Source organism: Geodermatophilus sp. SYSU D00708 (assembly GCF_054050115.1).
Window position 1 is genome coordinate 159250 of sequence record NZ_JBJGYS010000004.1, and the last position, 24272, is coordinate 183521.

Annotated in this window: 22 protein-coding genes and 1 riboswitch; of the genes, 11 read left to right on the plus strand and 11 right to left on the minus strand. The window is 75.6% G+C overall.

Going from position 1 to position 24272, the window contains the following annotated elements; all coding sequences use genetic code 11:
* Nucleotides 1-21 precede the first annotated feature (21 nt).
* A complete protein-coding gene (locus ACI79D_RS05730; RefSeq protein WP_456917367.1) occupies nucleotides 22-1299 on the plus strand; it encodes a GAF domain-containing protein in 1278 nt (425 codons plus the stop codon).
* Here ACI79D_RS05730 and ACI79D_RS05735 read toward each other — a convergent pair whose 3' ends face one another.
* From ACI79D_RS05735 to ACI79D_RS05765, 7 genes are all read right to left on the minus strand, one after another.
* Complete coding sequence (locus tag ACI79D_RS05735; protein WP_456917368.1) at nucleotides 1300-2457, minus strand: cation:proton antiporter; 1158 nt, start codon at nucleotides 2455-2457, stop codon at nucleotides 1300-1302.
* A gap of 10 nt (nucleotides 2458-2467) precedes the next feature.
* Nucleotides 2468-2953, minus strand: coding sequence for a cation:proton antiporter regulatory subunit (locus tag ACI79D_RS05740; RefSeq protein ID WP_456917370.1), 486 nt, complete (start codon nucleotides 2951-2953; stop codon nucleotides 2468-2470).
* 28 nt (nucleotides 2954-2981) lie between these two features.
* Entirely contained in the window at nucleotides 2982-5822 is a 2841-nt protein-coding gene (locus ACI79D_RS05745) for an FAD-binding and (Fe-S)-binding domain-containing protein (protein WP_456917372.1), read from the minus strand.
* A gap of 43 nt (nucleotides 5823-5865) precedes the next feature.
* On the minus strand, nucleotides 5866-6507 hold the full coding sequence (locus ACI79D_RS05750) for a response regulator (RefSeq protein WP_456917374.1): 642 nt from the start codon (nucleotides 6505-6507) through the stop codon (nucleotides 5866-5868).
* Nucleotides 6504-7931 carry a sensor histidine kinase gene (locus ACI79D_RS05755; protein WP_456917375.1) on the minus strand — a complete coding sequence of 476 codons (1428 nt, stop codon included), beginning with the start codon at nucleotides 7929-7931 and terminating at the stop codon, nucleotides 6504-6506. The genes ACI79D_RS05750 and ACI79D_RS05755 overlap by 4 nt, the downstream gene beginning before the upstream one ends.
* Nucleotides 7932-8053: 122 nt before the next feature.
* Complete coding sequence (locus ACI79D_RS05760; protein WP_456917377.1) at nucleotides 8054-8659, minus strand: glycosyltransferase; 606 nt, start codon at nucleotides 8657-8659, stop codon at nucleotides 8054-8056.
* A 64-nt stretch (nucleotides 8660-8723) separates the two neighbouring features.
* On the minus strand, nucleotides 8724-10019 hold the full coding sequence (locus ACI79D_RS05765; RefSeq protein ID WP_456917378.1) for a hydroxyacid-oxoacid transhydrogenase: 1296 nt from the start codon (nucleotides 10017-10019) through the stop codon (nucleotides 8724-8726).
* A gap of 192 nt (nucleotides 10020-10211) precedes the next feature.
* Here ACI79D_RS05765 and ACI79D_RS05770 point away from each other — a divergent pair, with 192 nt between their 5' ends.
* Entirely contained in the window at nucleotides 10212-10427 is a 216-nt protein-coding gene (locus tag ACI79D_RS05770) for a hypothetical protein (RefSeq protein ID WP_456917379.1), read from the plus strand.
* Between the two features lie 49 nt (nucleotides 10428-10476).
* On the opposite strand, the gene ACI79D_RS05775 is transcribed toward ACI79D_RS05770, so the two are convergent.
* Entirely contained in the window at nucleotides 10477-10878 is a 402-nt protein-coding gene (locus ACI79D_RS05775; RefSeq protein ID WP_456917381.1) for a cupin domain-containing protein, read from the minus strand.
* Between the two features lie 260 nt (nucleotides 10879-11138).
* On the opposite strand from ACI79D_RS05775, the gene ACI79D_RS05780 reads away from it, so the two are divergent.
* The 7 genes from ACI79D_RS05780 (at nucleotide 11139) to fmdA (ending at nucleotide 20373) form a co-directional block, all read left to right on the plus strand.
* On the plus strand, nucleotides 11139-12470 hold the full coding sequence (locus ACI79D_RS05780) for an MFS transporter (protein ID WP_456917383.1): 1332 nt from the start codon (nucleotides 11139-11141) through the stop codon (nucleotides 12468-12470).
* 209 nt (nucleotides 12471-12679) lie between these two features.
* Nucleotides 12680-13819 carry a hypothetical protein gene (locus tag ACI79D_RS05785; protein ID WP_456917384.1) on the plus strand — a complete coding sequence of 380 codons (1140 nt, stop codon included), beginning with the start codon at nucleotides 12680-12682 and terminating at the stop codon, nucleotides 13817-13819.
* A 45-nt stretch (nucleotides 13820-13864) separates the two neighbouring features.
* Complete coding sequence (locus ACI79D_RS05790; protein WP_456917386.1) at nucleotides 13865-15424, plus strand: gluconokinase; 1560 nt, start codon at nucleotides 13865-13867, stop codon at nucleotides 15422-15424.
* A 14-nt stretch (nucleotides 15425-15438) separates the two neighbouring features.
* Entirely contained in the window at nucleotides 15439-16899 is a 1461-nt protein-coding gene (locus ACI79D_RS05795; RefSeq protein WP_456917388.1) for a GntP family permease, read from the plus strand.
* Nucleotides 16900-16960: 61 nt separating this feature from the next.
* Nucleotides 16961-18559 carry an FMN-binding glutamate synthase family protein gene (locus ACI79D_RS05800; RefSeq protein WP_456917389.1) on the plus strand — a complete coding sequence of 533 codons (1599 nt, stop codon included), beginning with the start codon at nucleotides 16961-16963 and terminating at the stop codon, nucleotides 18557-18559.
* A gap of 158 nt (nucleotides 18560-18717) precedes the next feature.
* Nucleotides 18718-18996 carry an FmdB family zinc ribbon protein gene (locus tag ACI79D_RS05805; protein ID WP_456917391.1) on the plus strand — a complete coding sequence of 93 codons (279 nt, stop codon included), beginning with the start codon at nucleotides 18718-18720 and terminating at the stop codon, nucleotides 18994-18996.
* Between the two features lie 123 nt (nucleotides 18997-19119).
* Nucleotides 19120-20373 carry a formamidase gene (fmdA, locus tag ACI79D_RS05810; RefSeq protein WP_456917392.1) on the plus strand — a complete coding sequence of 418 codons (1254 nt, stop codon included), beginning with the start codon at nucleotides 19120-19122 and terminating at the stop codon, nucleotides 20371-20373.
* 57 nt (nucleotides 20374-20430) lie between these two features.
* Here fmdA and ACI79D_RS05815 read toward each other — a convergent pair whose 3' ends face one another.
* The gene (locus tag ACI79D_RS05815) at nucleotides 20431-20610 is read right to left on the minus strand and encodes a hypothetical protein (RefSeq protein ID WP_456917393.1); all 180 of its coding nucleotides are present in this window, start codon (nucleotides 20608-20610) and stop codon (nucleotides 20431-20433) included.
* A gap of 122 nt (nucleotides 20611-20732) precedes the next feature.
* Here ACI79D_RS05815 and ACI79D_RS05820 point away from each other — a divergent pair, with 122 nt between their 5' ends.
* Both ACI79D_RS05820 and ACI79D_RS05825 read left to right on the plus strand, forming a co-directional pair.
* Nucleotides 20733-21002 (plus strand): hypothetical protein, encoded by a 270-nt coding sequence (locus ACI79D_RS05820; protein ID WP_456917395.1) that lies wholly within the window; start codon nucleotides 20733-20735, stop codon nucleotides 21000-21002.
* 295 nt (nucleotides 21003-21297) lie between these two features.
* A complete protein-coding gene (locus tag ACI79D_RS05825) occupies nucleotides 21298-22044 on the plus strand; it encodes an AmiS/UreI family transporter (protein WP_456917397.1) in 747 nt (248 codons plus the stop codon).
* A gap of 64 nt (nucleotides 22045-22108) precedes the next feature.
* On the opposite strand, the gene ACI79D_RS05830 is transcribed toward ACI79D_RS05825, so the two are convergent.
* Together ACI79D_RS05830 and ACI79D_RS05835 are read right to left on the minus strand one after the other, a co-directional pair.
* Nucleotides 22109-22732, minus strand: a complete 624-nt coding sequence (locus ACI79D_RS05830; RefSeq protein ID WP_456917399.1) for an FMN reductase — start codon at nucleotides 22730-22732, stop codon at nucleotides 22109-22111.
* Complete coding sequence (locus tag ACI79D_RS05835) at nucleotides 22729-23874, minus strand: LLM class flavin-dependent oxidoreductase (RefSeq protein ID WP_456917400.1); 1146 nt, start codon at nucleotides 23872-23874, stop codon at nucleotides 22729-22731. Before ACI79D_RS05835 ends, ACI79D_RS05830 begins: the two co-directional genes overlap by 4 nt.
* Before the next feature lie 194 nt (nucleotides 23875-24068).
* Nucleotides 24069-24232, plus strand: a riboswitch (cyclic di-AMP (ydaO/yuaA leader).
* Nucleotides 24233-24272: the final 40 nt, after the last annotated feature.

Here is a 24272-nt window from a genome sequence, read left to right on the forward strand (position 1 = left end):
TCACAGCCCGAGGAGCTGCCCATGTCCAGCGCCGTCCAGAGCGCCCTCCCGCCCGGCGCCGACCCGCGGGCCCACACCCGCCTGCTCGAGCGCGTCCGCGCCGCGGCGCTGGGCGGCGGCACACCCCCGGCCGCGCCGCGCCCGGTGATCGGGGCCTCCTGGCGGCGGGTGCGGTGCGCGGGCCTGGACCCCTCCGAGGCGCCCGACGTCCCGCCGCTGGACGGCGCGGAACTGGAGCGCCGGCGCGCCGAGAGCGGGCTGGCGCCCCTCCTGCCGCTGCTGCGCGAGCGGCTGCTGCCGGTGGCGCGCGACGCCGGCCAGGTGCTCGTCGTGGTCGACGCCGAGTCCCGGGTGCTGTGGCGCGAGGGCGGGCCGCAGGTGCGCCGCCGGGCCGACCGGCTGGGCTTCGTCGAGGGCTCGGCCTGGGACGAGGACACCGTGGGCACCAACGCGATCGGCACCAGCCTGGTGGTCGGCGCTCCACTGCAGGTGCACGCCGGTGAGCACTACGCGGAGGGGCACCAGCCCTGGACCTGCGCCGCCGCGCCGCTGCACGCCCCGGTCACCGGCCGCCTGCTCGGGGCGGTCGACCTCTCCGGCCCGGCGTCGACGGTGCACCCGAGCACGATCGCGCTGGTCGACGCGGTCGCCCGCCTGGCCGAGCTCGAGCTGTCCGCCGCGCACGCCCGTCAGGTGGAGCGGCTGCGCGCGCTGGCCGCCCCGCTGCTGGCCCGGCTCGCCGGCCCCGCCCTGGTGGTCGGACCCGACGGGTGCACCGCGGCCGCGTCCGGCCTGGCCGCCCCCGACCGGGTCGCGCTGCCCGACGGCCTGCAGGCCGGGCCCCTCGAGCTGCCGGTGCTGGGCCGGTGCACCGCGGAGCCGCTGCCCGGGGGCTGGCTGCTGCGGCCGGCCGGCGGGGCCGACGACGCCCGACCGGCCGGCGTCGTCCTCGACCTCGCCGGGCCGCGCCCGGAGGTGCGGGTCACCGGCGCGAGCGGGACCTGGTCGGCGCCGCTGAGCCTGCGGCACGCGGAGATCCTGCTGGCTCTCGCCGAGCACCGCGCCGGCCGGTCGGCCGCCGACCTCGCCGGCGACCTGTTCGGCGACCCCGCCCGCACCGTCACCGTGCGCGCCGAGGTGTCGCGGCTGCGGCGCACGCTGGGGTCGGTCGTCTCGGCCCAGCCCTACCGCATCGGCGAGGACGTGCACCTGGAGGTCCGGACGCCGGTGCCGGCCGTCCGGCTGCTGCCGGGGTCCACCGCGCCCGTGGTGGAGCGGCTGCGGCGCCCGCGGCGGTGATCAGCGGCGCAGCGGGGCGCGCAGCGCGGGCCGGTCGGCGAACCGGGTCAGCACCGGCCCGGTGACCGCGAGGACGAGCACGTAGCCGGTCGCCACCGGGCCGAGCTCGCCGACGCCCGCGGTCACCGCCAGGCCGGCGATGACGATCGAGAACTCGCCGCGGGCCACCAGCGCCGTCCCCGCGCGCAGCCGGCCCGGCACGCCGACGCCGTCCCGGCGGGCGGCGAACCAGCCGGTGCCCACCTTGGTGGCGGTCGTGACCAGCGCGAGCAGCAGCACCGCGGGCAGCACCGGCAGCACCAGGGCCGGGTCGGTCGCCAGCCCGAAGGCGACGAAGAACGTGGCGGCGAACAGGTCGCGCAGCGGACCCAGCACGGCGCGCGCCCGGTCGGCGAACGACGCGGGCAGCGCCAGGCCGACGAGGAAGGCCCCGACCGCCGCCGAGGCGCCGAGCGCCTGCGTCACCCCGGCGACCAGCAGGGTCAGCCCGACCAGGCGCAGCATCACCTGCTCGTCGTCGGGGGAGGCCATCAGCCGTCCCAGCCGGGACCCGTGCCGCTGGGCGGCGAGCAGCACGAGCACCACCGCGCCCACCGCGAGCGCGACGCCCGCGGCCGCCGAGGCCGGCCCGCCGCCGGCCAGGGCGACCACCAGCAGCGGGAGGAACAGCGCCATCGCGAGGTCCTCGAGCACCAGCACCGACAGCACCGCCGGCGTCTCCCGGTTGGCCAGGCGTCCCAGGTCGCCCAGCAGCCGGGCGACGATGCCCGAGGAGGAGATCCAGGTGATCCCTGCCAGCGCCAGCGCACCCTGCCACGGCAGGCCGAGCAGCAGCCCGGCGACGAACCCCGGCGGGGCGTTGAGCAGCAGGTCGGCCAGGCCCGAGGGGCCGTGGTGGCGCAGCGAGGCGAACAGCTCCTCGGCGGAGAACTCCAGGCCCAGCGCGAGCAGCAGCAGGACCACGCCGATCTCGGCCGCGGCTTCGAGGAACGGCTGGGACGTGGCCAGCGGGACGACGCCGCCCTCCCCGAGGGCCAGCGCGGCCACCAGCACGAACGGGATGGGGGACAGGCCCACCCGGCGCGCGAGGAGGCCGAGCACCGACAGGCCGAGGAACAGCAGGCCGAGCTCGAGCAGGAGGGCGGTGACGTGCTCCACCGGGCCGCCCCTACGGGTGCTCGTTCAGGCGTCGCTCGAGCTGCTCCAGCCCCTGCTCCGACCCGATCGCGACCAGCACGTCGCCCGCGTGCAGCAGGTCCGCCGGGCCGGGCGAGGGAACGACGTCGGTGTCGCGCACCAGCGCCACGATCGAGCAGCCGGTCAGCGTGCGTGCCCGGGTGTCGCCCAGCGGCCGGCCGGCGAACCGGGAGTGCGCCGAGACGGTGAACCGGCCGGACTCCAGGCCGGGCACCTCGCGGGACAGGTCGGCGAACCGCTGGGTCAGCCGCGGCGCGCCGAGCACCTCGGCCACGGCGTCGACCTCCTCGGGGTCGAGCCGGACCACGCCCAGCGCCCGGTCCGGGTCGCGCGGGTCGTAGACCGCGGCCTCGGCGCCCCCCTCCCGCTGGACGACGATGGCCAGCACCTGGCCGGCCCGCGTGCGCATCTCGTAGCGGACGCCCACGCCCGGCAGCAGGGTCTCCTCGAGCTCCACCGCCGCATCGTGGCAGAGCGCGCGCCGCTCAGCGGGCGGCGGAGGGTAGCCGGGCGGCCAGGAGCTCGGCGAGGTGCAGGGCGCGCCGGCCGGCGAGCTGGTCGAGCTGGGTGCGGCAGGAGAACCCGTCGGCCAGCACGACGGCGTCCGGCCCCGCCGCCCGGACGGCGGGCAGCAGCTGGTGCTCGGCGATCGCGACCGACACGTCGTGGTGGCCCCGCTCGACGCCCCAGTTGCCGGCCAGCCCGCAGCAGCCGCCCACCCGGTGCACGGTGGCGCCGGCGTCGCGCAGCAGCCGCTCGTCGGTCGCCCACCCCAGCACGGCGTGGTGGTGGCAGTGCGGCTGGGCGACGACCTCGACCCCGGCCAGGGACGGCGGCGTCCAGCCCGGCGTCTCCCGCAGCAGCTCGGCCAGCGTGCGGGTGCCCGCCGCGACCGCCTCCGCGGCCGGCCCGCCCACCAGCTCCAGCGCCTCCCCGCGCAGGACGGCGGTGCAGGAGGGCTCGACGCCCACGACCGGCACCCCGGCGTCGACCAGGGGACGCAGCAGCTCGACGGTGCGGCCCAGGGTGCGGCGGGCGGCGTCGAGCTGGCCGGTGGTGATCCAGGTCAGCCCGCAGCAGGTCTCGGCGGGCGGCACCTGCACCCGGTAGCCGGCGGCCTCCAGCACCGCGGCGGTGGCCTCGGCGACCTCGGGGGCGAAGTGGTCGGTGAACGAGTCCACCCACAGCGCGACCGGCGGTCCGTCCGTGGACACCGGCCGGGCCGCCCAGCCGGCCCGGAAGGTGCGGGTCGCGAAGGCGGGGAGGCTGCGCCGCTGGTCGACCCCGGCGCCCCACTTCGCCAGCCGGCCGCCGAGCCGGGAGGTCATCACCGCGTTGACCACCCGCGGCGCCCGTGCGGCCAGGTCGGCCCAGCGCGGCAGCCGGCCCAGCGCGTAGTGCGACCGCGGCCGCAGCCGCCGCCGGTAGCTCTGGTGCAGCACCTCGGCCTTGTACGAGGCCATGTCCACCCCGGTCGGGCAGTCCCGCGAGCAGCCCTTGCAGGACAGGCACAGGTCCAGCGCGGCGTGCACCTCGGGGGAGCGCCAGTCACGCACCGGGCCGCCGGGGGCGAGCATCTCCTGCAGCACGCGGGCCCGGCCGCGGGTGGTGTCCTTCTCCTCGCGGGTGGCCGGCCAGGACGGGCACATCACCCCGCCGGCGGCCTGCAGGTCGGCCCGGCACTTGCCCACGCCGGTGCAGCGGTGGACGGCGGCGGAGAAGTCCCCGCCGTCGTGCCGGTAGGCCAGCGCCAGGCGCTCGGTCCGGCGCGGCGCGGCGGCCACCCGGATGTCGTCGTCCACCCGCGCCGGCCGCACCAGGACGCCGGGGTTGAGCACGTCGGCCGGGTCGAACAGGCCCTTGACCCGCTCGAAGAGGGCGAGGACCTCGGGGGAGTACATGGTCGCCAGCAGCTCGCTGCGGGCCCGCCCGTCCCCGTGCTCGCCGGAGACCGACCCGCCGAAGCGGGCCACGAGCGCCGCGGCGTCCTGCACGAAGGCGCGGTAGGCGCTGCGGCCGCGGTCCTCGCCGCGCCCGAGCGGGAAGTCGATCCGGACGTGCACGCAGCCGTCGCCGAAGTGGCCGTAGGGGACGCCCTGCAGCCCGTGCTCGCGCAGCAGCGCCTCGAACCCGCGCAGGTAGGCGCCGAGCTGCTCGACCGGCACCGCCGCGTCCTCCCAGCCGGCGTGCGCGGGCCGGCCGTCGGAGGTGCGGGCGGCCAGGCCCGCGCCGTCCTCGCGGATGCGCCAGATGGCGGCGGCCTCGGCGGGGTCGGTGACCACCAGCGAGTCCAGCGCGCCGGCGTCGTCGAGCACTCCCTTCGCCTTGGCCTCGATCTCGGCCACCGAGTCGCCGGTCAGCTCGACGATCAGCCAGCCGTCGCCGCGCGGCAGGTCCGGCACGACCGCGGCGGGCACGTCCCGCAGCCGCTGGACGATCCGCTGGTCCAGGCCCTCGCAGGCGGTCGGCTCGTGCCGCAGCAGCGGCGGGGTGGCGTCGGCGGCGTCGGCCATCGACGGGTAGCCGAGCACGACGAGGCCGCGGTACGGGGCGTCGGCCACCAGCCGCACGGTCGCGCCGAGCACCAGGCCCAGCGTGCCCTCGCTGCCGACCAGTGCCCGGGCGACGTCGAAGCCGCGCTCGGGCAGCAGGTGCTCCAGCGAGTAGCCCGACACCTGGCGGCCGAAGCGGCCCAGCTCGGTGCGGATCGGTGCCAGGTTGTCCTCGACCAGCCGCCGCAGCTCCCCGACCACCCCGCCGTCCGGGGCGCCGTCGCGGCCCAGCCGCAGCCGCTCGCCGGCGCCGGTGACGACGTCGAGGCCGACGACGTTGTCCGACGTCCGGCCGTAGCCCAGGGCGCGGGAGCCGCAGGCGTTGTTGCCGATCATCCCGCCGATCGTGCAGCGGTTGTGCGTGCTCGGGTCGGGCCCGAAGCGCAGCCCGTGCGGCCGGGCCGCCGCCTGCAGCGCCGCCTGGACCACGCCGGGGTCGACCGTCGCCGTCCGCGCCTCGGCGTCGATCGCGCGCACCCGGGCGAGGTGGCGGCTGGTGTCGACGACGACGCCGGGCCCGACCGCGTTGCCGGCGATGGAGGTGCCCGCACCGCGGGCGGTCAGCGGGACGCCCAGCTCCCGGCAGACGGCGAGGGTGGCCTCGATCTCGTCGGGGTGGCGGGGTCGCACCACCGCCCGCGGCAGCACCCGGTACAGCGAGCCGTCGGAGGAGTAGAGCGCCCGCGCGAGCCCGGAGTCGTCGACGTCGCCGATGCCGGCCCGGCGCAGCGCGGGGAGGAGGTCGGCGTCAGGGGGAGTGGCTGTCCGGGTCACGCTGCCCAGTCTCGGCCCGGGGCCCGGGCCGCGGCGAGGGGGGTCACTCCGCGAGGCCGGGCGGGACCTCGGGCAGGTGGGTGCGCGCCCACAGCGCCGCCGACGTCCGGTCCCGGACCCCGATGCGCTGGAACACGTTGGTCAGGTGCGCCTTCACGGTGCCCTCGCGGATGCCCAGGGCCCGGGCGATCTGCTTGTTGGCCAGCCCCCGGCCGACCAGGGCGAGCACCTCCTGCTCCCGCTCGGTCAGCTCGGCGACCCGGGCCGGTCTGCGCCGGGCGTGCAGCAGGGTCCGGGCCACCCGCGGGTCCAGCGGCGAGTGGCCCCGCGCGGTCGAGCGGATCGCGGCCAGCAGGTCGGCCGGCTCGGTGTCCTTGAGCACGTAGCCGCCGGCGCCGGCGTCCAGCGCCTCGACCACCCGCTGCTGGTCGGAGAAGGAGGTGAGCACCAGCACCTCCACCTCGGGGTGGTCCTCGACGATTCGGCGGGTCGCGGTCACGCCGTCCAGGACCGGCATGGACAGGTCCATGAGGACGACGTCGGGGGACAGCCGGGCGACCGCGGCCACCGCCTCGGCGCCGTCGGCGGCCGTGCCGACGACCCGCATGTCGTCGGCGCCGGCGATGAGGCCGGCCAGCCCCGACCGCATGAGTGCGTGGTCGTCGACCACCAGGACGTCGATCACCGCTGGGGCACCTCCAGCCGGAGACTGGTCCCGGCGCCGGGTGCGGCGCGCAGGGACAGGGTCGCGCCCTCGGCGGCGGCCCGGTCGGCGAGCAGGCGCAGCCCCAGGTGGCCGCCGTCCTGCCGGTCGAGTGCCGGGCCGACGTCGAACCCGACGCCGTCGTCGGCGATCTCCAGGACCAGTGCCGCCGGGAGCTGCGAGACGGTGACGTCGACCCGGCGGGCGCCCGAGTGCTTCACCACGTTGCGCAGCGCCTCCTGGACGGTGCGCAGGACCAGCGCGGCCACGTCCGGGGGCGGGCAGAGCCGGTCCGGGAGGGACAGCCGCACGGCGATGCCGCGGGGGCGCAGCCGGTCCGCGCAGTCGACCAGGGTGGCCGGCAACCCCGCCTGCTCGAGGGTCGGTGGGTAGATCTCGACCAGCAGCGACCGCAGGGACGCCACGGAGTCCCGCAGCGCCCCGGCGGCCTGCCCGAGTCGGTCGGCGACGTCGTGGGACGGCGCGGTGCACGAGGTCCGTCCCAGGTCGTCGGCGGCGCGGGCGACCAGCAGCGCGGCCGCGGAGACGTCCTGGACCAGGCCGTCGTGCAGGCTGCCGGCGATCCGGCGGCGCTCCTCGTCGGAGGCGTCCAGCGCCCGCGCCTGCAGCAGCTCGCGCTCCTGCTGGATGGCGCGCAGCTGGGTGACCATCCGGCGGGCCAGGGGGAGCTGCACGGCGACCATGGCCAGCAGCGCGGCCGCGGAGATGGGGGCGAACTCCCACCAGATCTCCTGCTGCCGGGCGGTGGCCTGGCTGTAGTCGGAGTAGGTCTCCAGCAGCAGCCGCTGCCCGCCGGGGCCGGTGATCTGCCTGTAGACCTCGAGCAGGCGGCCGCTGTCGGCCTCCTCGAACCGGTTCTCCGGCCGGCTCAGGTCGCTGACCTCGGCCCGCGTGACGCCGTCGCGCAGGGCCTCCCGGTCGTCGTCGCCGAGCGGGAACGAGCGGCCGATCAGCAGGGGCTCGTCGGAGTAGACGATCCGCCCGTCGCCGGTCCAGATCTTGATCCGGATGATGCCGACCCCCGGCAGGCGGTCGCGCATGCGGTCGTCGAACGCGGCGATCGCGGCCGGCTCCCCGGCGAGCAGGGGCTCGTCGAGGGTGGGCTGGACGAGGACCTCGGCCAGCAGGTCGGTCATGCGGCGGGCGTCGGCGAGCGCCTCGTGCTCGGCGGCCCGGGCGCTGGCCCACACGCCGAGCCCGAGCAGCAGCAGGATGGCCGCGACGTTGGCGGCGAGGAAGCGGGCGACGACGCGGCCGACCGAGGCGACCCGCGGGCGGTGCCGGGCCTCGGTGTGGTCGACCAGGGCGACCCAGTCGCGGGCGCGGCCGGTGTCGGGCGCCGTCCGCGGCGGCGGCACGGGGCTCGTCGACTGGCGCGTGGCCATGGCCCACCCCCCCGCGTGCGTCGCGCACTGCTGCGCGGTCTCCGGACCCTCCGGCACTGCCCTGCCGGGGAGTTGTGCCATCGGGGACGTCGAGTGCGCAAGGGGACGGGAGTCGTACGACCTCATCCAGTGACCCGCTGCCACAGGCGCTGCAGCGGGGAGGTCGGCCCCTCGGCGGGGAGCGCGCCGGCGGCGGACTCTCCGGCCGCCGCCAGCGCGCCGGCCCGGTCGGGGTGGTCGAGGAGGTCGGCCAGCGCCGACGCGAGCGCGGGCGCGTCGCCGGGTGGCACGACCAGACCGGTCTCGCCGTGCCGCACGAGGAGCGGGTCGGCGACCGGTCGGGTGGCCACCACCGGGCGGCCGGCCGCGAACGCGTCGAGGAGGCCGGGCACCAGGTGCTCCCGGTCGTCGTGGCGGCGGTGGGGGAGGACGAGCACCTCGTTGCGGCCTACCGCCGCCCGCACCGCGGAGCGGGGGAGAGCGCCGCAGAAGCGCACCCGCCCGTCCAGGCCGAGGTGGTCGGCGCCGCAGCGCAGGTCCCGGCCGAGGGGGCCGCCGCCGACCACCTCGAGGACCAGGCCCGGCCGGTCCCCGGCGAGCAGGCCGAAGGCGGTCAGCAGGGTGTCGACGCCGCCGGCCGGCGTCAGGGGGGCGACGCCCAGCAGCAGACGCGGGCCGGACGGGGTGCCGTCCGCCACCGCGGTCCGCCCGCGCTCCGTCGTCCGCACCCGAGGGAGCAGACCAGCCCGGACGGGGGCGCCGCACCTGGACAGGGGTCCTACGACCCGCCGGTCACCAGAGGGTCATCGAGCGGCGGAAGATGCCGGCGACGTCGTCCTCGGTGACCTCCTTGGGCGCGGTGGCCAGCAGTCGCTGCTGCTTCATCGTGCCCTGGACCAGGTCGGGGACGTCGCCCTCGTCGTAGCCGACCGCGCCGATGCCGCCGGGGATGTCGATGTCGCGCATCAGCGCGGTCAGGACGGTCGGCAGGAACTCGGCGGGGTCGTCGGTCTGCTCGGCGCGCGGGTCGAGCAGCCGCGCGGCCCGCAGGTGCCGGTCGGGGTCGGCGTCGAAGGTGAACCGGAAGGCCTCCGGCGCGGTCAGCGCGACCGACATGCCGTGCGGGATCATCGGCTCGTCGGCCGGGTAGTCCTTGGGGTGGAAGTCCTTCACCCGCCCGGCGATCGGGTAGGCGTTGGCGTGCGGGATGTGCACGCCGGCGTTGCCGAACCCCAGCCCCGCGAAGGTGGCCGCCATCGCCATCTGCCCGCGGGCCTCGGTGTCCTCCCCGTTGCGCACCGCCGTGCGGAACGACCCGGCGAGCAGGCTGAGCGCCTTCTCCGACCACATGTCGGCGATCGGGTTGGCGCCGTTGTAGGGCACCCGCTCCTCCGGGCGCTTGTGCTCGAAGGTCGTGTAGGGCCGCGCGGTGTAGCTCTCCAGCGCGTGGCAGAGGATGTCCATGCCGGCGGCGGCGGTGACCCCGGCCGGCTGGGTGCGGGTCAGCGCGGGGTCGACCACGGCCATGGTGGGCCGCAGCCGGGCGTGGCTGATCCCGGTCTTCACCTTCTGGGCCAGGACGTCGAGCACGCAGATCGTCGTGCTCTCCGCGCCGGTGCCGGTGGTCGTCGGGACGGCGACCAGCGGGTTGAGCGGGTTGACCGGCGCGCGGCCCTCACCGACCGGCTTGTTGACGTAGTCCATGAGCTCACCCGGGTTGGTGGTGAGCAGGTTGATCGCCTTGGCCGTGTCGATGCTCGTCCCGCCGCCGACGGCGACGATCGCGTCCCAGGGGCCGTGGTCGCGCGCCCAGGCGACGGCGTGCTCGAGGCTCTCGTCGGTGGGCTCGACGTGCGCGCCGTCGAAGACCTGCGCCTCGATGCCGAACTGCGCCATCTGGTCGGCGACCCGCTGGGGGTGTCCGGTCGCCGCGACCCCGGGGTCGGTCACGACGAGGACCCGCTTGGCGCCGGTGAGGCTCAGGTCGTAGCCGATCTCGTCGGAGGCGCCGGGGCCGAACTTCAGTTGCGGGGCGCCGTAGGTGAAGACGCTCTCGGGGTTCGCGGGGGAGTAGGTGGGCGACGGCATGACCCCTCCTGGGTCGGCGACGGTCGGGCGCGGTGCGCGCCTATGGAGTCTGCTGCCGCGGCCGGGACGGGGCCAGCCCGCGCACCGCCCTCTACACGCCGGGGATCCGCCGGCCCGGGGAGCGACACGCGGCACCCCCGGGTGAGGCTTCTCGCAGTGTCACGAAACGGTCACGCCGGGAGACTGGACCGCGTGCTGGACTACCTCGTCGTCGGCGGACTGCTGACCGTCATCGCCTTCTGCCTGTTCATCCTGACCCGCATCCAGCCGGAGCAGCCGGCGCGCGTGCAGCACCGCGCGGCCGGCGACGGCGGCACCACCCTGATGCCCGCGCAGGTCGCGCCCTCCCCGGCGCTCGCGCCGCGGCCGCCTGCCGCGCGGTCGCACCGCGGCACCGCGCGCGGCTGACCGGTGTGCGGGAGCGCCGGACCGCGCTCCCGCACACCGGGCCCGGGGCTCACTCGGTCGGCGGCTCGTCCTTGCCCGCCTCCTCGGCGGCGTCGGCCTCCTCCTTGGTCTTGTGCACCGCGCCGTCGGCGTGCTCCGGCGGGCCGTACACCGTGTAGAGGACCAGCGGGTTGGGCCCGGTGTTGACGAAGTTGTGCTTCGTGCCGGCCGGCACCACCACCAGGTCGCCCTGGGTGACCTTCTTCTTGTTGCCCGCGATCCGCGCCTCGCCGGTACCGCTGACGAAGGTGAGGATCTGGTCGATGTCCTCGTGCACCTCCTCGCCGATCTCGCCGCCCGGCGGGATGGTCATGATCACCAGCTGGGTGTTCTTGCCGGTCCACAGGACCCGGCGGAAGTCGGCGTACTTCTCGGCCTCGGTCGCGATCTCGTAGTGGATGACGGACGCCATTCGAGGGCACTCCTCTCGTCGCGTGGGCAGTTGCGGCCGGGGTCGGACCCGGCGGCTGCGCTGCTCCTGCCCGCCGACGTGCACGGTTAGTCCTCGATCGGCGAGGAGTTGATCACGCTCACCCGGTCGGACGAGGCGCCCGGACGGACCGGCGCAGGGGGTGCGGCCGTGCCCGCGGCGGAGGCGCGGCGGGGACCGGCGGTGAGGGATCTCACGGCTCCGAGGGGAAGCACTCGGCGGAGGAGGGCGTCGTCCATGGGGTGACGACGCCGACCGCTGCCCGACCGACGGCCCGTGCCTACACCGTGTGGCTGGTGGCGCTCGCCGCGTACGCGGTCGCCGTCTTCCACCGCGCCTCGCTGGGGGTCGCCGGGGTGGAGGCGCAGGAGCGCTTCTCGGCCGGGGCCTCGGCGATCTCGCTGTTCCTGGTCCTCCAGCTCGTCGTCTACGCCGGCATGCAGGTGCCGGTCGGGGTGGCCCTGGACCGGTTCGGCTCCCGCAGACTGATCCTGGCCGGGGCGCTCACCATGGCCGCCGGCCAGGCGCTGCTGGCCCTGGCCGGGGACGTGCCGACCGCCGTCGCCGCGCGGGTCCTGGTCGGCGCCGGCGACGCGATGACCTTCGTCAGCGTGCTGCGGGTGATCAGCTTCTGGTTCCCCGGCCCGACGGTTCCGCTGATCACCCAGCTCACCGGCATGCTCGGCCAGTTCGGGCAGATCGTCGCCGCCTACCCGCTGGTCGCGCTGCTGCACTCGACGTCGTGGGAGGCCACGTTCCTCGGCGCCGGGGCGGTCGGGGTCCTCGTCGCCGTCCTCGTCGTCGTCGCGCTGCGGGACGCCCCGCCCGGCACCGTGCTCAGCCCGCCGTCCGGGCTGGAGGAGGTCCGCCGCAGCCTGGCGCTCACCTGGCGGGAGCCGGGCACCCGGATCGGCCTCTACACCCACCTGGTCACCCAGTTCTCCGGCACCGTCTTCGCCCTGCTGTGGGGCTACCCCTTCCTCGTCGTCGCCGAGGGCCGCAGCCCGCAGACGGCGGCGGGGCTGCTGACGCTGCTGGTCGTCGTCGGGATCCTGGTCGGCCCGCTGCTGGGCCGGCTGTGCGGCCGCTGGCCGCTGCGCCGCTCGACGCTGGTCTTCACGATCCTCGTGCTCACCGCGGCCACCTGGACCGTCGTGCTGCTGTGGCCGGGCCGCGCTCCGCTGCCGCTCCTGGTGCTGCTGGTCGTCGTCCTGGGCACCAACGGCCCCGGTTCGATGATCGGCTTCGACTTCGCCCGCACCTGGAACCCCGCCGAGCGGCAGGGCAGCGCGAGCGGGGTGGTGAACGTCGGCGGCTTCCTGGCGTCGCTGCTGACCATCCTGGCCGTGGGCGCGGTGCTCGACCTGCTCACGCCGGGCGGCTCCACCGCCTACTCCCTCGACGCCTTCCGGGCGGCCTTCTCCGTCCAGTACGTGTTCTGGGCCATCGGGTTCGTCGGTGTGCTGCGCCACCGGCGGCAGATCCGGCAGCGGCTGGCGCGCGACGGCGTGGTGTTGGCGCCGCTGCGGGTCGCGGTCGGCGCGCGGCTGCGCGGGGGCTCCGCCTACCGCTGACCCGACCTCACCGGCCGTAGCCGTTCCGGTACTCGTGGACGGGACTACGCCGGTGTCATCCCGACCGGCGTGCCGGGACGCCGGTGTCGCCCTGACGGAACGCTGCGTTCTGGCACTGTGCGGAGCCCCGAGCAGTCGTTCGCGTCGTCCCGGCGTCGGGTCGGTCGAGGCGGGGGCGTGGTCGTGGCTCGGGGGAGAGGGGAGCCCGCATGTTCCGACACGGTGCGGCCGAGGTCGGCGACGGCGCCCGGCAGCCGGAACCCGTCCCCTCCGGCGGGTCGTCCCGGCGGCCCAACCTCGCCGGTGACCTCGAGTCCCTCCTCGGTCCCCGCCCCCTCTTCCGGACGGCGCTGCGCGGCTACGACCGGCTGCAGGTGGACAACTACGTCTCCTGGGCCGAGTCCGAGCTGCTGGCCGCCCGCCGGGAGAACGAGGACCTGCTCAGCCGGTACGGGGCGTGCTCGGCGGAGCTGGAGCTCTCCCGGCGCCTGCTGGCCTGCTCGCCCGAGGGCCGCGAGATGGTCCGCACCTCCGAGCGCGTCGGCGAGATCCTCCGCCTGGCCGCGGACGAGGCGGCCCAGCTGACCGAGGCCGGGCAGGTCGAGGCCGACCGGATCCGCGCCCAGGCACGCAGCGAGGCCGACGTCCTGCTGCGGCGGGCGCACCAGGTCAAGGACGAGGCGGTGGCCGAGTCCGGCCGGATCCAGGAGGAGGCGCAGGCGGTCCGCGAGGACGCCGCCGCGGAGTGGGAGCTGGCCGGCGCCGAGGCGGTCCGGATGCGGGAGGAGGCGGCGGCCGACGCGGCCGGGGAGCGGCATCGGGCCGCGGAGGAGGCGGCGGCCACCCGGCAGGAGGCCCGCGAGCAGGCGGCGGAGGTGCTGCGGCAGGCCAGGGCGACGGCCGACCGGCTGCTGGCCGAGGCCGCCGTCGAGCGCACGCGGCTCGCCGACGAGGCGGCGGCGAAGCGCGCCCGGGAGGCGACCGAGACCGCGGCACGGCTCTCCGTGGAGGTGGAGCAGACGCTGGCCGAGCTCAGCCGGACCTGCACGGCCCGCGTCGACGCGGCCCAGGCCCGGGTCGACGACCTGGCGCGGCGGCGCGACGAGGCGCGGACCGCCCTGCGCCGGCTGTGCGGCCAGGTCGCCGACGCGCTCGGGACGCTCACGGGCGCGCTGGCCGCGGAGGAGCAGGCCGGGCACGACGAGCAGCCCGGTCAACAGGAGCGCGGCGCGCCCTCGGAGGAGGACGGCGTGCCCGAGGAGCGGGGCGCGCACTCGGAGCGGGGCGTGCACGAGGCGCGATCCCCGCTGCGGGAGGAGCCCGCGGAGGAGGAGCAGCTCGCCTCCTGAGCCTGCGATGGCGCCCGGTCGCCGACCCGTGCACCATCCGGTGTCGTGGACGTCGTCGTCGGGCTCGACTCCGGGACGACGGCGACGAAGGCGGTCACCGCCGGCGCCGACGGGCGGGTGCGCGACGTCGCCAGCGTCGGCTACCCGCTGCTGGTGCCCGCCCCCGGCCGGGCCGAGCTCGACGCGGGCCGGCTGCAGGCGGCCGCGGTCGAGGCGCTGGCCGCCGTGGCTGCCCGCGCGCGGGACCGCGGCGACCGGGTCGTCGGCATCAGCCTGAGCGCCGCCATGCACGGCCTGGCGCCGATGGACGACGACGGTCGGCCGCTGGGCCCGGTGATCACGTGGGCCGACGGCCGCGCAGCCGAGTGGGCCGCCGCGCTGGTCGCCGATGGGCGGGCGGCGGACCTGCACGCCCGCACCGGCACCCCCGTGCACGCGATGTCCCCGCTGGTGAAGCTGTCCTGGGAGCGCGCGCAGGACCCGGACCTGGTGAGCGGGACGCCGCGCTGGGGCGGGGTCAAGGAGCTCGTCGTCGCCGCGCTCGTCGGCGGGCGGCAGGTGGTCGACCGGTCGTGCGCGTCGGCGACCGGGCTCTACGACCTCCGCGGCAGCCGGTGGGACGACGAGGCGCTGGCCATCGCGGGGGTGCGGCCCGACCAGCTCGGCGAGGTCCTCCCCACGACGGCGGTGCTGACCGGCCTGCGCGCCGACGCGGCCGGGGCGACCGGGCTGCCCGAGGGGCTGCCGGTGGTGGTCGGCGCCGCCGACGGCGTGCTGGCCAACCTGGGCATCGGCGCGGTCCGGCCGGAGGTGGCCGCGGTCTCCCTGGGCACCAGCGGCGCGATGCGGGTCGTCGTCCCGGCGCCCACGGTGGACCCCGGCCGCCGGCTGTTCTGCTACGCGCTCACCGACGACCAGTGGGTGGTCGGGGGAGCGGTGAACAACGGCGGCTCGGCGGTCCGCTGGGCTGCCCAGGCGCTGGCCGCGGGGCCGCCCGCCTCGCCGCCCGGTCCGGCGCCGGAGCTCCACGGGGAGGACGCCGACGACCTCGACGCCCGCCTGCTGGCCGAGGCCGAGCAGGTACCGCCCGGCAGCGCCGGCCTGCTGTGCCTGCCCTACCTGCTCGGCGAGCGGGCGCCCTGGTGGCGCTCGGGGCTGCGCGGGGCGTACATCGGGCTGCGCCGCGAGCACCGCCGTCCTCACCTGGTGCGGGCCGCGGTCGAGGGGGTCTGCCAGCAACTGGCGCTGGTCCGCGACGCCTTCGCCGCCACCGACCTGCCGGTGCGCGAGGTGCGGGCCACCGGGGGTGCGGTCGCCTCCTCGCTGTGGGTCCGCACCCTCGCCGCCGCGCTGGACCTGCCGGTGCGGGTCGCCGACTCACCGGAGGGCACCGGTCTGGGGGCCTGCCTGCTCGGCCTGCACGCGCTCGGCGCGCTGCCCGACCTCGACGCCGCCACCGGGCTGGTCGCCGTGAACGACCCGGTCGAGCCCGACCCGGACGAGGTCGCGGTCTACCGCCGGCTGCGGCCGCTCGTCGACCGCTCCACCCAGGCGCTCACGGACGTCCTCACCACCCTCGACGCGGTGGACGACGGCCCCGACTGACCACTGGAGGAACCGTGCCCGAGGTCGAACCGGCGCTGGGCGCCGGCCCGCTGCTGGCGATCGCCGCAGCCGCGGTCGCCGTCCTGCTGTTCTTGATCATGAAACTGAAGCTGCACGCGTTCCTCGCCCTGGTCCTCGTGAGCCTGCTGACCGCGCTGGCCACCCGGATCCCACTCGAGGACGTCGTCTCCACGCTGACGACGGGCTTCGGCACGACGCTCGCCAGCGTGGCGCTGCTCGTCGGCCTCGGCGCGATGCTCGGCCGGCTGCTGGAACACAGCGGCGGGGCGCAGGTGCTCGCCGACAGCCTCATCCGCCGGTTCGGCGAGCAGCGTGCGCCGTTGGCGCTGGGCGTCGCCGCACTGCTGTTCGGCTTCCCCATCTTCTTCGACGCCGGCCTGGTGGTGTTCCTGCCGATCGTCTTCACCGTGGCCCGCCGGCTGGGTGGCTCGCTGCTCACCTACGGCCTGCCGGTCGCCGGCGCGTTCGCCGTCATGCACGCCTTCGTGCCCCCGCACCCCGGGCCGGTGGCGGCGGCCGAGCTGATCGGCGCCGACATCGGCCTGGTGCTCGTGTTCGGCCTGCTCGTCGGGCTGCCCACCTGGTACCTCGGCGCGTACCTGTTCGGGCTGTGGGCCGGCCGCCGGTACGACGTCGCGGTGCCGAACATCCTGGCGGACGAGAAGCCGCTGGACGACCAGCCCGACCCGTCGGTCGAGGGCACCTCGCCGGCCGTCGCCGAGCCGGCCGGCGGACGGCGCACCGAGACCGCGACCCGTCCCGCGCCGCCCCGCTTCGGCACGGTGGTCGGCATCCTGCTCCTGCCGCTCGTGCTGATCTTCCTGAACACCGGACTGACCACGCTGGCCACCGCGGGCGCGCTGGACGAGGGGTCGTTCGTCGTCCGGGCCGGTCAGCTGCTCGGGGCCACGCCGGTGGCGCTGCTCATCACGGTGCTCGTCGCGATCGTCGTGCTCGGCGTGCGGCGCGGGGAGAGCGGCGCCCAGGTGGAGTCCATCGTCAACAGCGCCCTCGGCCCCGTCTGCGCGATCATCCTCATCACCGGCGCCGGGGGCATGTTCGGCGGCGTGCTGCGGGCCAGCGGCATCGGTGAGGCGCTGGCCGACGTCCTCGGCGACATCGGGCTGCCGGTCATCGTGGCCGCGTTCGTCATCTCCGTGCTGCTGCGCGTGGCCCAGGGCTCGGCGACCGTCGCCCTCACCACCGCGGCCGGGCTGATGGCGCCGGTCGTCGAGGCGACCGACGGGCTGTCCTCGGTCGACCTCGCGCTCATCGTCATCGCCATCGCCGGGGGCGCGACCGTGCTCTCGCACGTCAACGACTCCGGCTTCTGGCTGGTCAGCCGCTTCTTCCAGATGGACGAGAAGACGACGCTGAAGACCTGGACGGTGATGGAGACGCTGCTGGGCACGATCGGGTTCGTCTTCGCGCTGGTGCTCAGCCTCTTCTTCTGACCGCGAGGTCGCGGCGGCCGTCGACCCGGCGTGATCGGCCGGCGCGTGCCAGGGTGAGCACATGAAGCGCGCGTCGCGTGCCGCCGTCACCGGTCTGTCCGCGCTGGCGGCGGTCGCCGCCCGCGACCTGCTCCAGCGCGAGCACACCCTGTTGCGCAACTTCCCCGTGATCGGGCACGCCCGGTACCTGCTCGAGGCGATCGGTCCCGAGCTGCGCCAGTACCTGGTGGCCGGCAACAACGAGGAGCGGCCGTTCACCCGCGACCAGCGGCGGTGGGTGTACGCCTCGGCGAAGAAGGAGAACAACTACTTCGGCTTCGGCACCGACAACGACCTCGAGTACACCGCGGGCTACCCGGTCATCAACCACCGGACGTTCGGCCGCGCCGTCCCGCCGTCGCACCCCGCGTCGGCGCACGACGTGCACGTCCCGTCGGCGAAGGTGCTCGGCGGGCCCCGCGGCCGGGCCGGGGCGTTCCGGCCGGCATCGGTCGTCAACATCTCGGCGATGAGCTTCGGGTCCCTCTCCGGCCCGGCGGTCGAGGCGCTCAACCGCGGTGCGGCGCTGGCCGGCTGCCTGCAGAACACCGGCGAGGGCGGCATCTCGGTGCACCACCGGCACGGCGGGGAGCTGGTGTTCCAGATCGGCACCGCCTACTTCGGCTGCCGGGACCAGCAGGGCCGGTTCGACCTCGCCCGGCTCAAGGACCTCGTCGCCGGCGCTCCGGTGCGGGCGCTGGAGATCAAGCTCAGCCAGGGCGCCAAGCCGGGCCTGGGCGGGGTGCTCCCCGGCGCGAAGGTCTCCGCCGAGATCGCCGCCGCGCGGGGCGTGCCCGAGGGAGTGGACTGCGTGAGCCCGTCCCGGCACGCGGAGTTCTCCGACACCGACAGCCTGCTCGACTGGGTGGAGCTGCTCGCCGCCGAGACCGGCCTGCCGGTGGGCATCAAGTCGGCTGTCGGCGACATGACCTTCTGGGACGAGCTCACCGACCTCATGGAGCGCACCGGCCGCGGGGTGGACTTCGTGACCGTCGACGGCGGCGAGGGCGGCACCGGCGCGGCGCCGCTGATCTTCACCGACTCGGTGTCGCTGCCCTTCCAGCTCGGCTTCGCCCGGGTGTACGCGACCTTCGCCCGCCGCGGGCTGCAGGAGCAGGTCACCTTCATCGGCGCCGGCAAGCTCGGCCTGCCCGACAACGCGATCGTGGCGTTCGCGCTGGGGTGCGACATGGTGAACGTGGGCCGCGAGGCGATGCTGGCGATCGGCTGCATCCAGGCCCAGAAGTGCCACACCGACACCTGCCCGACCGGGGTCGCGACGCAGGACCCGTGGCTCTCTCACGGGCTGGACCCGGCGCTGAAGTCGGTCCGGGCGGCCAACTACGTCGAGACGCTGCGGCGCGACCTGTTCAAGGTGGCCGAGGCCTGCGGCGTCGAGCACCCGGGGCTGATCCCAGTCGACGCGGTGGAGATCCTCGACGGGCGGACCAGCTCCACGCCGCTGGGGGAGGTCTACGGCTACCAGCCGCACTGGGGCCTGCCGTCCGAGGCCGACCAGGCCGAGGTCGTGCGGCTGATGACCGGCAGCGCGCCGCAGGGCGGCTCGGCCCCGGAGTCCGCGGACGCCGTCGCGGGTGACCGTCAACCGGCGGGCGGCTGAACCTCCGCACCCCGGGTCACCTCCGGTGGGCCGCCCGTAGCGACGCGCGAGGGGAACCGATACGGCCGCTCGGGGGAGCCCGGGGTCCTGCCACGGCGATCCCCTGACCACTAGCTTCGCCCGAACCTGAGCGGTCCCGACTCCCCCGGAGGACCTCGATGGCGGGTTACCTCTACCGATGCACCGCGTGCGGCCCCTGGGAGGTCCGGCGTCCCATCGGCACGGCGGAGAGCACGAGCCGGTGCCCCGCGTGCGGGGCCAACGGGCGACGGGTCTACACCGCGCCGCTGCTGGCCCGCACCCCCGCCCCCGTGGCCGCCGCGCGGCTGCGCGAGGAGACCAGCCGCGACGAGCCCGCCGTGACGACGGCGGTGCCGCCCGCGGCGCGCCGTCCCGCCCCGCGCGACCCCCGGTGGAGCGCACTGCCCCGCCCCTGAGCACCGGTCGGCGCCCCGGGGCCCGGGCGCCGCCCACCCGCCGGCTCCCGGCCGGAGCCGCCACCGACGGCCCGCACCCGCGGGCTTGCTCCTCCCGTCAACGCAGATCGGAGAGTGGGGGACATGCCAGACGTCGTCTTCACCGTCGACCAGGCCAAGTCCATGCGGGACCAGGCGGTACCCGGCCACAACCGGTGGCACCCGGACGTGCCCGTCGCCACGATGGTGCGACCCGGGCAGAGCATCCGGGTCGAGTGCCGGGAGTGGACCGACGGCCAGATCGGCAACAACGACTCGGCCAACGACGTCCGCGACGTCGACCTGACCCACGCCCACATGCTCAGCGGCCCGATCGGCGTCGAGGGCGCCGAGCCCGGTGACCTGCTCGTCGTCGACATCCTCGACCTCGGCCCGGTGCAGGCGCCGCAGGAGTTCGGCGACGCCCCCGGCCAGGGCTGGGGCTACACCGGCATCTTCGCCAAGGTCAACGGCGGTGGCTTCCTGACCGACTACTTCCCGGACGCCTACAAGGCGATCTGGGACTTCCAGGGCCAGGTGGCGACCTCCCGGCACATACCGGGCGTCCGCTACACCGGCCTGACCCACCCCGGGCTGTTCGGCACCGCACCGTCGGCCGAACTGCTGGCCCGGTGGAACGAGCGGGAGCGGGCGCTGATCGCGACCGACCCCGACCGGACGCCGCCTCTCGCACTGCCGCCGCTGGAGCAGAACACCCTCGGCGGCCAGGCCACCGGCAGTGCCCTCGACGGCATCGCCCGGGACGGCGCGCGCACCGTGCCGGCCCGCGAGAACGGCGGCAACCACGACATCAAGAACTTCTCCCGCGGCTCGCGGGTCTTCTACCCGGTGCACGTCAAGGACGCGAAGCTCTCCGGCGGCGACCTGCACTTCAGCCAGGGCGACGGCGAGATCACCTTCTGCGGCGCCATCGAGATGGGCGGCTTCATCGACTTCCACATCGACCTGATCAAGGGCGGTATGGAGACCTACGGCGTGACCACCAACCCGGTGTTCATGCCCGGCAACGTCGAGCCGCGCTACTCGGAGTTCCTGACGTTCATCGGGATCTCGGTCGACCACGAGAGCAACACGAACAAGTACCTGGACGCGACGCTGGCCTACAAGCGGGCGTGCCTCAACGCCGTCCGGTACCTGGAGAAGTTCGGCTACTCCGGAGAGCAGGCCTACCTGCTGCTGGGCTCGGCGCCGATCGAGGGCCGGGTCAGCGGCATCGTCGACATCCCGAACGCCTGCTGCTCGCTCTACCTGCCGACGGCGATCTTCGACTTCGACGTCAAGCCGTCGGCGTCGGGGCCGGTCCGTGCCGACCGGGGGCAGTGCGCCGTGACGTCATGACCGCGGGACGGCCACCGACCCGCACCGGGTGACCGTGACCCGGGCCGGGCGCCGTGCTCAGGCGGCGTCCGGTTCGGGGATCGGCCCCCGGAGGAGCCGGATGGTGGGCCGGGCGGTCACGACGACCGGCCCACCGCAGTTCCAGCAGGTCGGGTCGGCATCGCCGCCCTCCTGCACGTCCTGGCCGCCCACCTCGCAGGGCGTGCACGTCCAGACGACCTCGACCCGGTGCTCCACGGATCACTCCTGTTCTGCCCGTCCGCGGCCACCGGCTGTTCGAAGGCCCGGCGGGGTATACCCCCGCGTGCCGTTCCCGAACCCGGGGCGGGCATCACCCACCGTGACGGGAGAGGCCGGCCGTGACCGACGACCCACCGCCGATCGAGCGGCACGAGGCGGCCGACCGCTTCGGCAAGGCGGCACTGCGGGCGGCGCACCGGCTCACCGAGGCGCTGGACACCGAGGGCAGGGACGACGACGAGGACGGCGTGCCCGAGCCGGTCGTCGTCCGGCGCAACGGACCGCACCGCTCGCTCGACGGGCTCGCCGCGCTCCTCGACGAGGCGCTCGCCGAACCCGACGAGGGCGGCCCGGACGCCGCCGGGCGGGGTGAGCACGAGCCCCGTTGACGCCGCCGGTGACCGGCGCGATCGTTGTCCGGCCATCGATCGGACCGGCGCCCGGCGGGACCCCGGCGCCCCGATCCGCGGGAGGTCGACGATGACTCCGCGCCTGCACCCGACGCAGGCGACCCTGGCACCGGTCGCCGTCCCGGGGCGCGCCGGCGCCTGACGCCCGCGCGCCCGCTCTCCTGACTGCCGCGAGGAGTGGCCGCTCCGGCCGCCCGCCGGCGGCGCGCTGCGTCGTCGGCATCCGTCACGGGGGACATCCGCACCGTTGCGGGACCCGAGGAGATGAGTGCACATGGGAGCTGTCGGACTGCTGTACGTCGGAGCCGTCCTGATCGTCAACGGCCTGATGCTGCTGGGGAGGGTGGACCCGCGCGCGGCAGCGCCGCTGAACCTGTTCGTGGGGGCGCTGCAGGTGTTCACCCCCACGTACCTGATCGTCACCTCGGGCGGGGACCTCACCGCGATCCTGTCCGCCGGGGGCATCTACCTGTTCGGGTTCACCTACCTCTACGTCGGGATCAACCTGCTGGGGAACCTCGACGGCACGGGGCTGGGCTGGTTCTCGGCGTTCGTGGCCGTGTGCGCGGTGGTGTACGCGGGCCTGAACTTCTTCTACTTCGTGCCGCGGGACCCCGGGTTCGGCGTCATCTGGCTCTACTGGGCCGTGCTGTGGGCGCTGTTCTTCCTCGTCCTGGGGCTCAAGCGGGAGGAGTTCACCCGGTACACCGGGGCGATCGCCGTCGTCGCCGGCACGCTGACCACGGCGCTCCCGGCGTTCTTGATCCTGACCGGCTCGTGGGCGCAGTACAGCGGCGTGTGGGCGGTCATCCTCGCCATCGTCCTGGCGCTGAGCCTCGTGCTGCCGTACCCGCGCCTGCGTGGGCGCCCCGAGCCGGCCGTCCCGCCGTCGGCGCCGGTCCCGCAGGGCGCGCCCGAGGCGCCCGAGGGCGTGCCGGTGGCCCGGCACTCCACCGAGCGCGGCGGGGTCGGCAGCCCCGCGTCGGGTCCGTCCGGGCGGACGGGCGCCCCGCCCGCCTGACCGCGAGAGCCGCGTCGGGCCCCCTCCGCAGCCGCGGAGGGGGCCCGAACGGTGGAGGGCGGTGTCAGGCGCCGCGGAGCAGCTCCTCGAAGGAGGGCACGTCGTCGAACGGGTGGGCGGGACGCCGAGCGGCCGCCGGCCGACCGGCGACCAGGTCGGCGAGCTCGCCGGCAGCGCGGTCGATCCGGACGGCCAGCGCCTGGTCGACGCCGCCGGCACCGGCCCAGTCCTCGGACGCGGCGAACACCCCGGTGGGGACGGTGATGGCCCGCAGGTACGCGAACAGCGGGCGCATCGCGTGCTCGAGCACCAGCGAGTGGCGGGCGGTGCCCGCGGTGGCGCCGAGCAGGACGGGCTTGCCGGTGAGCGCGTCCTTGTCCAGCACGTCGAAGAACGTCTTGAACAGGCCGCTGTAGGAGGCGGAGAACACCGGGGTCACCGCGATGAGCCCGTCGGCGCCGGCGACGGTGTCGGCCGCCGCCTGAAGCGCGGTGTTGGCGAACCCGGTGACCAGGTTGTCCGCCAGGTCGCGGGCGTGCTCGCGCAGCTCGACGACCTCCACGGTGGCCTCGTCGCCCCGCTCGCGCAGGGCGGCGACGGTGGCCGCGGTGAGCCGGTCGGCCAGCAGCCGGGTGGACGACGGCGTCGACAGGCCCGCGCTGACGACGGCCAGGGTGCGGGTGGTCACCGGGTGGTCACCTCCTCGGCGGTGCGCCCGGTGACGTCGTCCCCGGCGGCGTACACGGTGCTGTCCTGAGCGCCCCGGGCGGCGACCAGCGAGGCGTGCGTGGGGGCGTCGGGCACGTGCGCCGGCTTGAGCGCAGCGAACTCGCGGCGGAGCACCGGCACGACCTCCTCGCCGAGGATGTCCAGCTGCTCGAGCACGGTCTTCAGCGGCAGGCCGGCGTGGTCGACCAGGAACAGCTGCCGCTGGTAGTCGCCGACGTAGTCCCGGAAGCCGAGGGTGCGCTCGATGACCTGCTGCGGGCTGCCCACGGTCAGCGGCGTCTCCCGGGAGAAGTCCTCCAGCGAGGGGCCGTGGCCGTAGACGGGCGCGTTGTCGAAGTACGGCCGGAACTCGTTCACGGCGTCCTGGCTGTTCTTCCGCATGAACACCTGCCCGCCCAGGCCCACGATCGCCTGGTCGGCGGCGCCGTGGCCGTGGTGCTCGAAGCGGCGGCGGTAGAACTCGACCATCCGCTGGGTGTGCTCCTTCGGCCAGAAGATGTGGTTGTGGAAGAAGCCGTCGCCGTAGTAAGCGGCCTGCTCGGCGATCTGCGGGGAGCGGATCGAGCCGTGCCAGACGAACGGCGGGACGCCGTCCAGCGGCCGCGGGGTGGAGGTGAAGCCCTGCAGCGGGGTGCGGAACTGACCGGACCAGTCGACGACGTCCTCGTCCCACAGCCGGCGCAGCAGCGCGTAGTTCTCCACCGCCAGCGGGATGCCGTTGCGGATGTCCTGCCCGAACCACGGGTAGACCGGGCCGGTGTTGCCGCGGCCCATCATGAGGTCGACGCGGCCGTCGGCGAGGTGCTGCAGCATCGCGTAGTCCTCGGCGATCTTCACCGGGTCGTTGGTGGTGATCAGCGTGGTCGCCGTCGACAGCTGCAGGGTGCTCGTCCGCGCGGCGACGTGCGCCAGCGTCGTGGTGGGGGAGGACGAGAAGAACGGCGGGTTGTGGTGCTCGCCGAGGGCGAACACGTCGAGCCCGACCTCCTCGGCCTTCTGCGCGATCCGGAGGACCGCCTTGATCCGCTCACCCTCGGTGGGCGTGCGCCCGGTCGTGGGGTCGGTCGTGATGTCGCTGACCGAGAAGATCCCGAACTGCATCTCGTGCTCCAGGTGATTGAGAGCGCAACTACTGCTGGGTGCAACAGTGCCACGGCCTGGCTATTCCGCCGCGGGCAACACCCGCGCGCGAGGTACCTCACGCAACGGATGTGACCGCTGGGATTGTCACGGGACGGTAACGGCCCCTACGGTGGCTGACGTCCGGTCGGTCGAGTCTCCCATCCCGGGAGCCTGGCTGGACGCCGCCGAGTCGTGTCCGCACCGCTGCGGGCGCGAGCCGGGGACCCACCGCAGTACTGGGGTGAGTCCTGCCCGCCGAGCCTCGCTCGGAGGACAGGTAGGGCACCTTCCCGCCCGAACCCGTCAGCTAACTCGGTAGGCGGCCACGGAAGGAACGGAGAGCACTCGCTTGCCTCACCCACGGGCCCTCGAGGCCC

Excerpts from the sequence above, each read along its gene's own strand:
- ACI79D_RS05730 (WP_456917367.1), top strand. The coding sequence starts at position 22 with ATGTCCAGCGCCGTCCAGAGCGCCCTCCCGCCCGGCGCCGACCCGCGG.
- ACI79D_RS05805 (WP_456917391.1), top strand. The coding sequence starts at position 18,718 with ATGGCGGGTTACCTCTACCGATGCACCGCGTGCGGCCCCTGGGAGGTC.
- ACI79D_RS05835 (WP_456917400.1), bottom strand. The coding sequence starts at position 23,874 with ATGCAGTTCGGGATCTTCTCGGTCAGCGACATCACGACCGACCCCACG.
- ACI79D_RS05825 (WP_456917397.1), top strand. The coding sequence starts at position 21,298 with ATGGGAGCTGTCGGACTGCTGTACGTCGGAGCCGTCCTGATCGTCAAC.
- ACI79D_RS05785 (WP_456917384.1), top strand. The coding sequence starts at position 12,680 with ATGTTCCGACACGGTGCGGCCGAGGTCGGCGACGGCGCCCGGCAGCCG.
- ACI79D_RS05755 (WP_456917375.1), bottom strand. The coding sequence starts at position 7,931 with ATGGCCACGCGCCAGTCGACGAGCCCCGTGCCGCCGCCGCGGACGGCG.
- fmdA (WP_456917392.1), top strand. The coding sequence starts at position 19,120 with ATGCCAGACGTCGTCTTCACCGTCGACCAGGCCAAGTCCATGCGGGAC.
- ACI79D_RS05800 (WP_456917389.1), top strand. The coding sequence starts at position 16,961 with ATGAAGCGCGCGTCGCGTGCCGCCGTCACCGGTCTGTCCGCGCTGGCG.
- ACI79D_RS05765 (WP_456917378.1), bottom strand. The coding sequence starts at position 10,019 with ATGCCGTCGCCCACCTACTCCCCCGCGAACCCCGAGAGCGTCTTCACC.
- ACI79D_RS05775 (WP_456917381.1), bottom strand. The coding sequence starts at position 10,878 with ATGGCGTCCGTCATCCACTACGAGATCGCGACCGAGGCCGAGAAGTAC.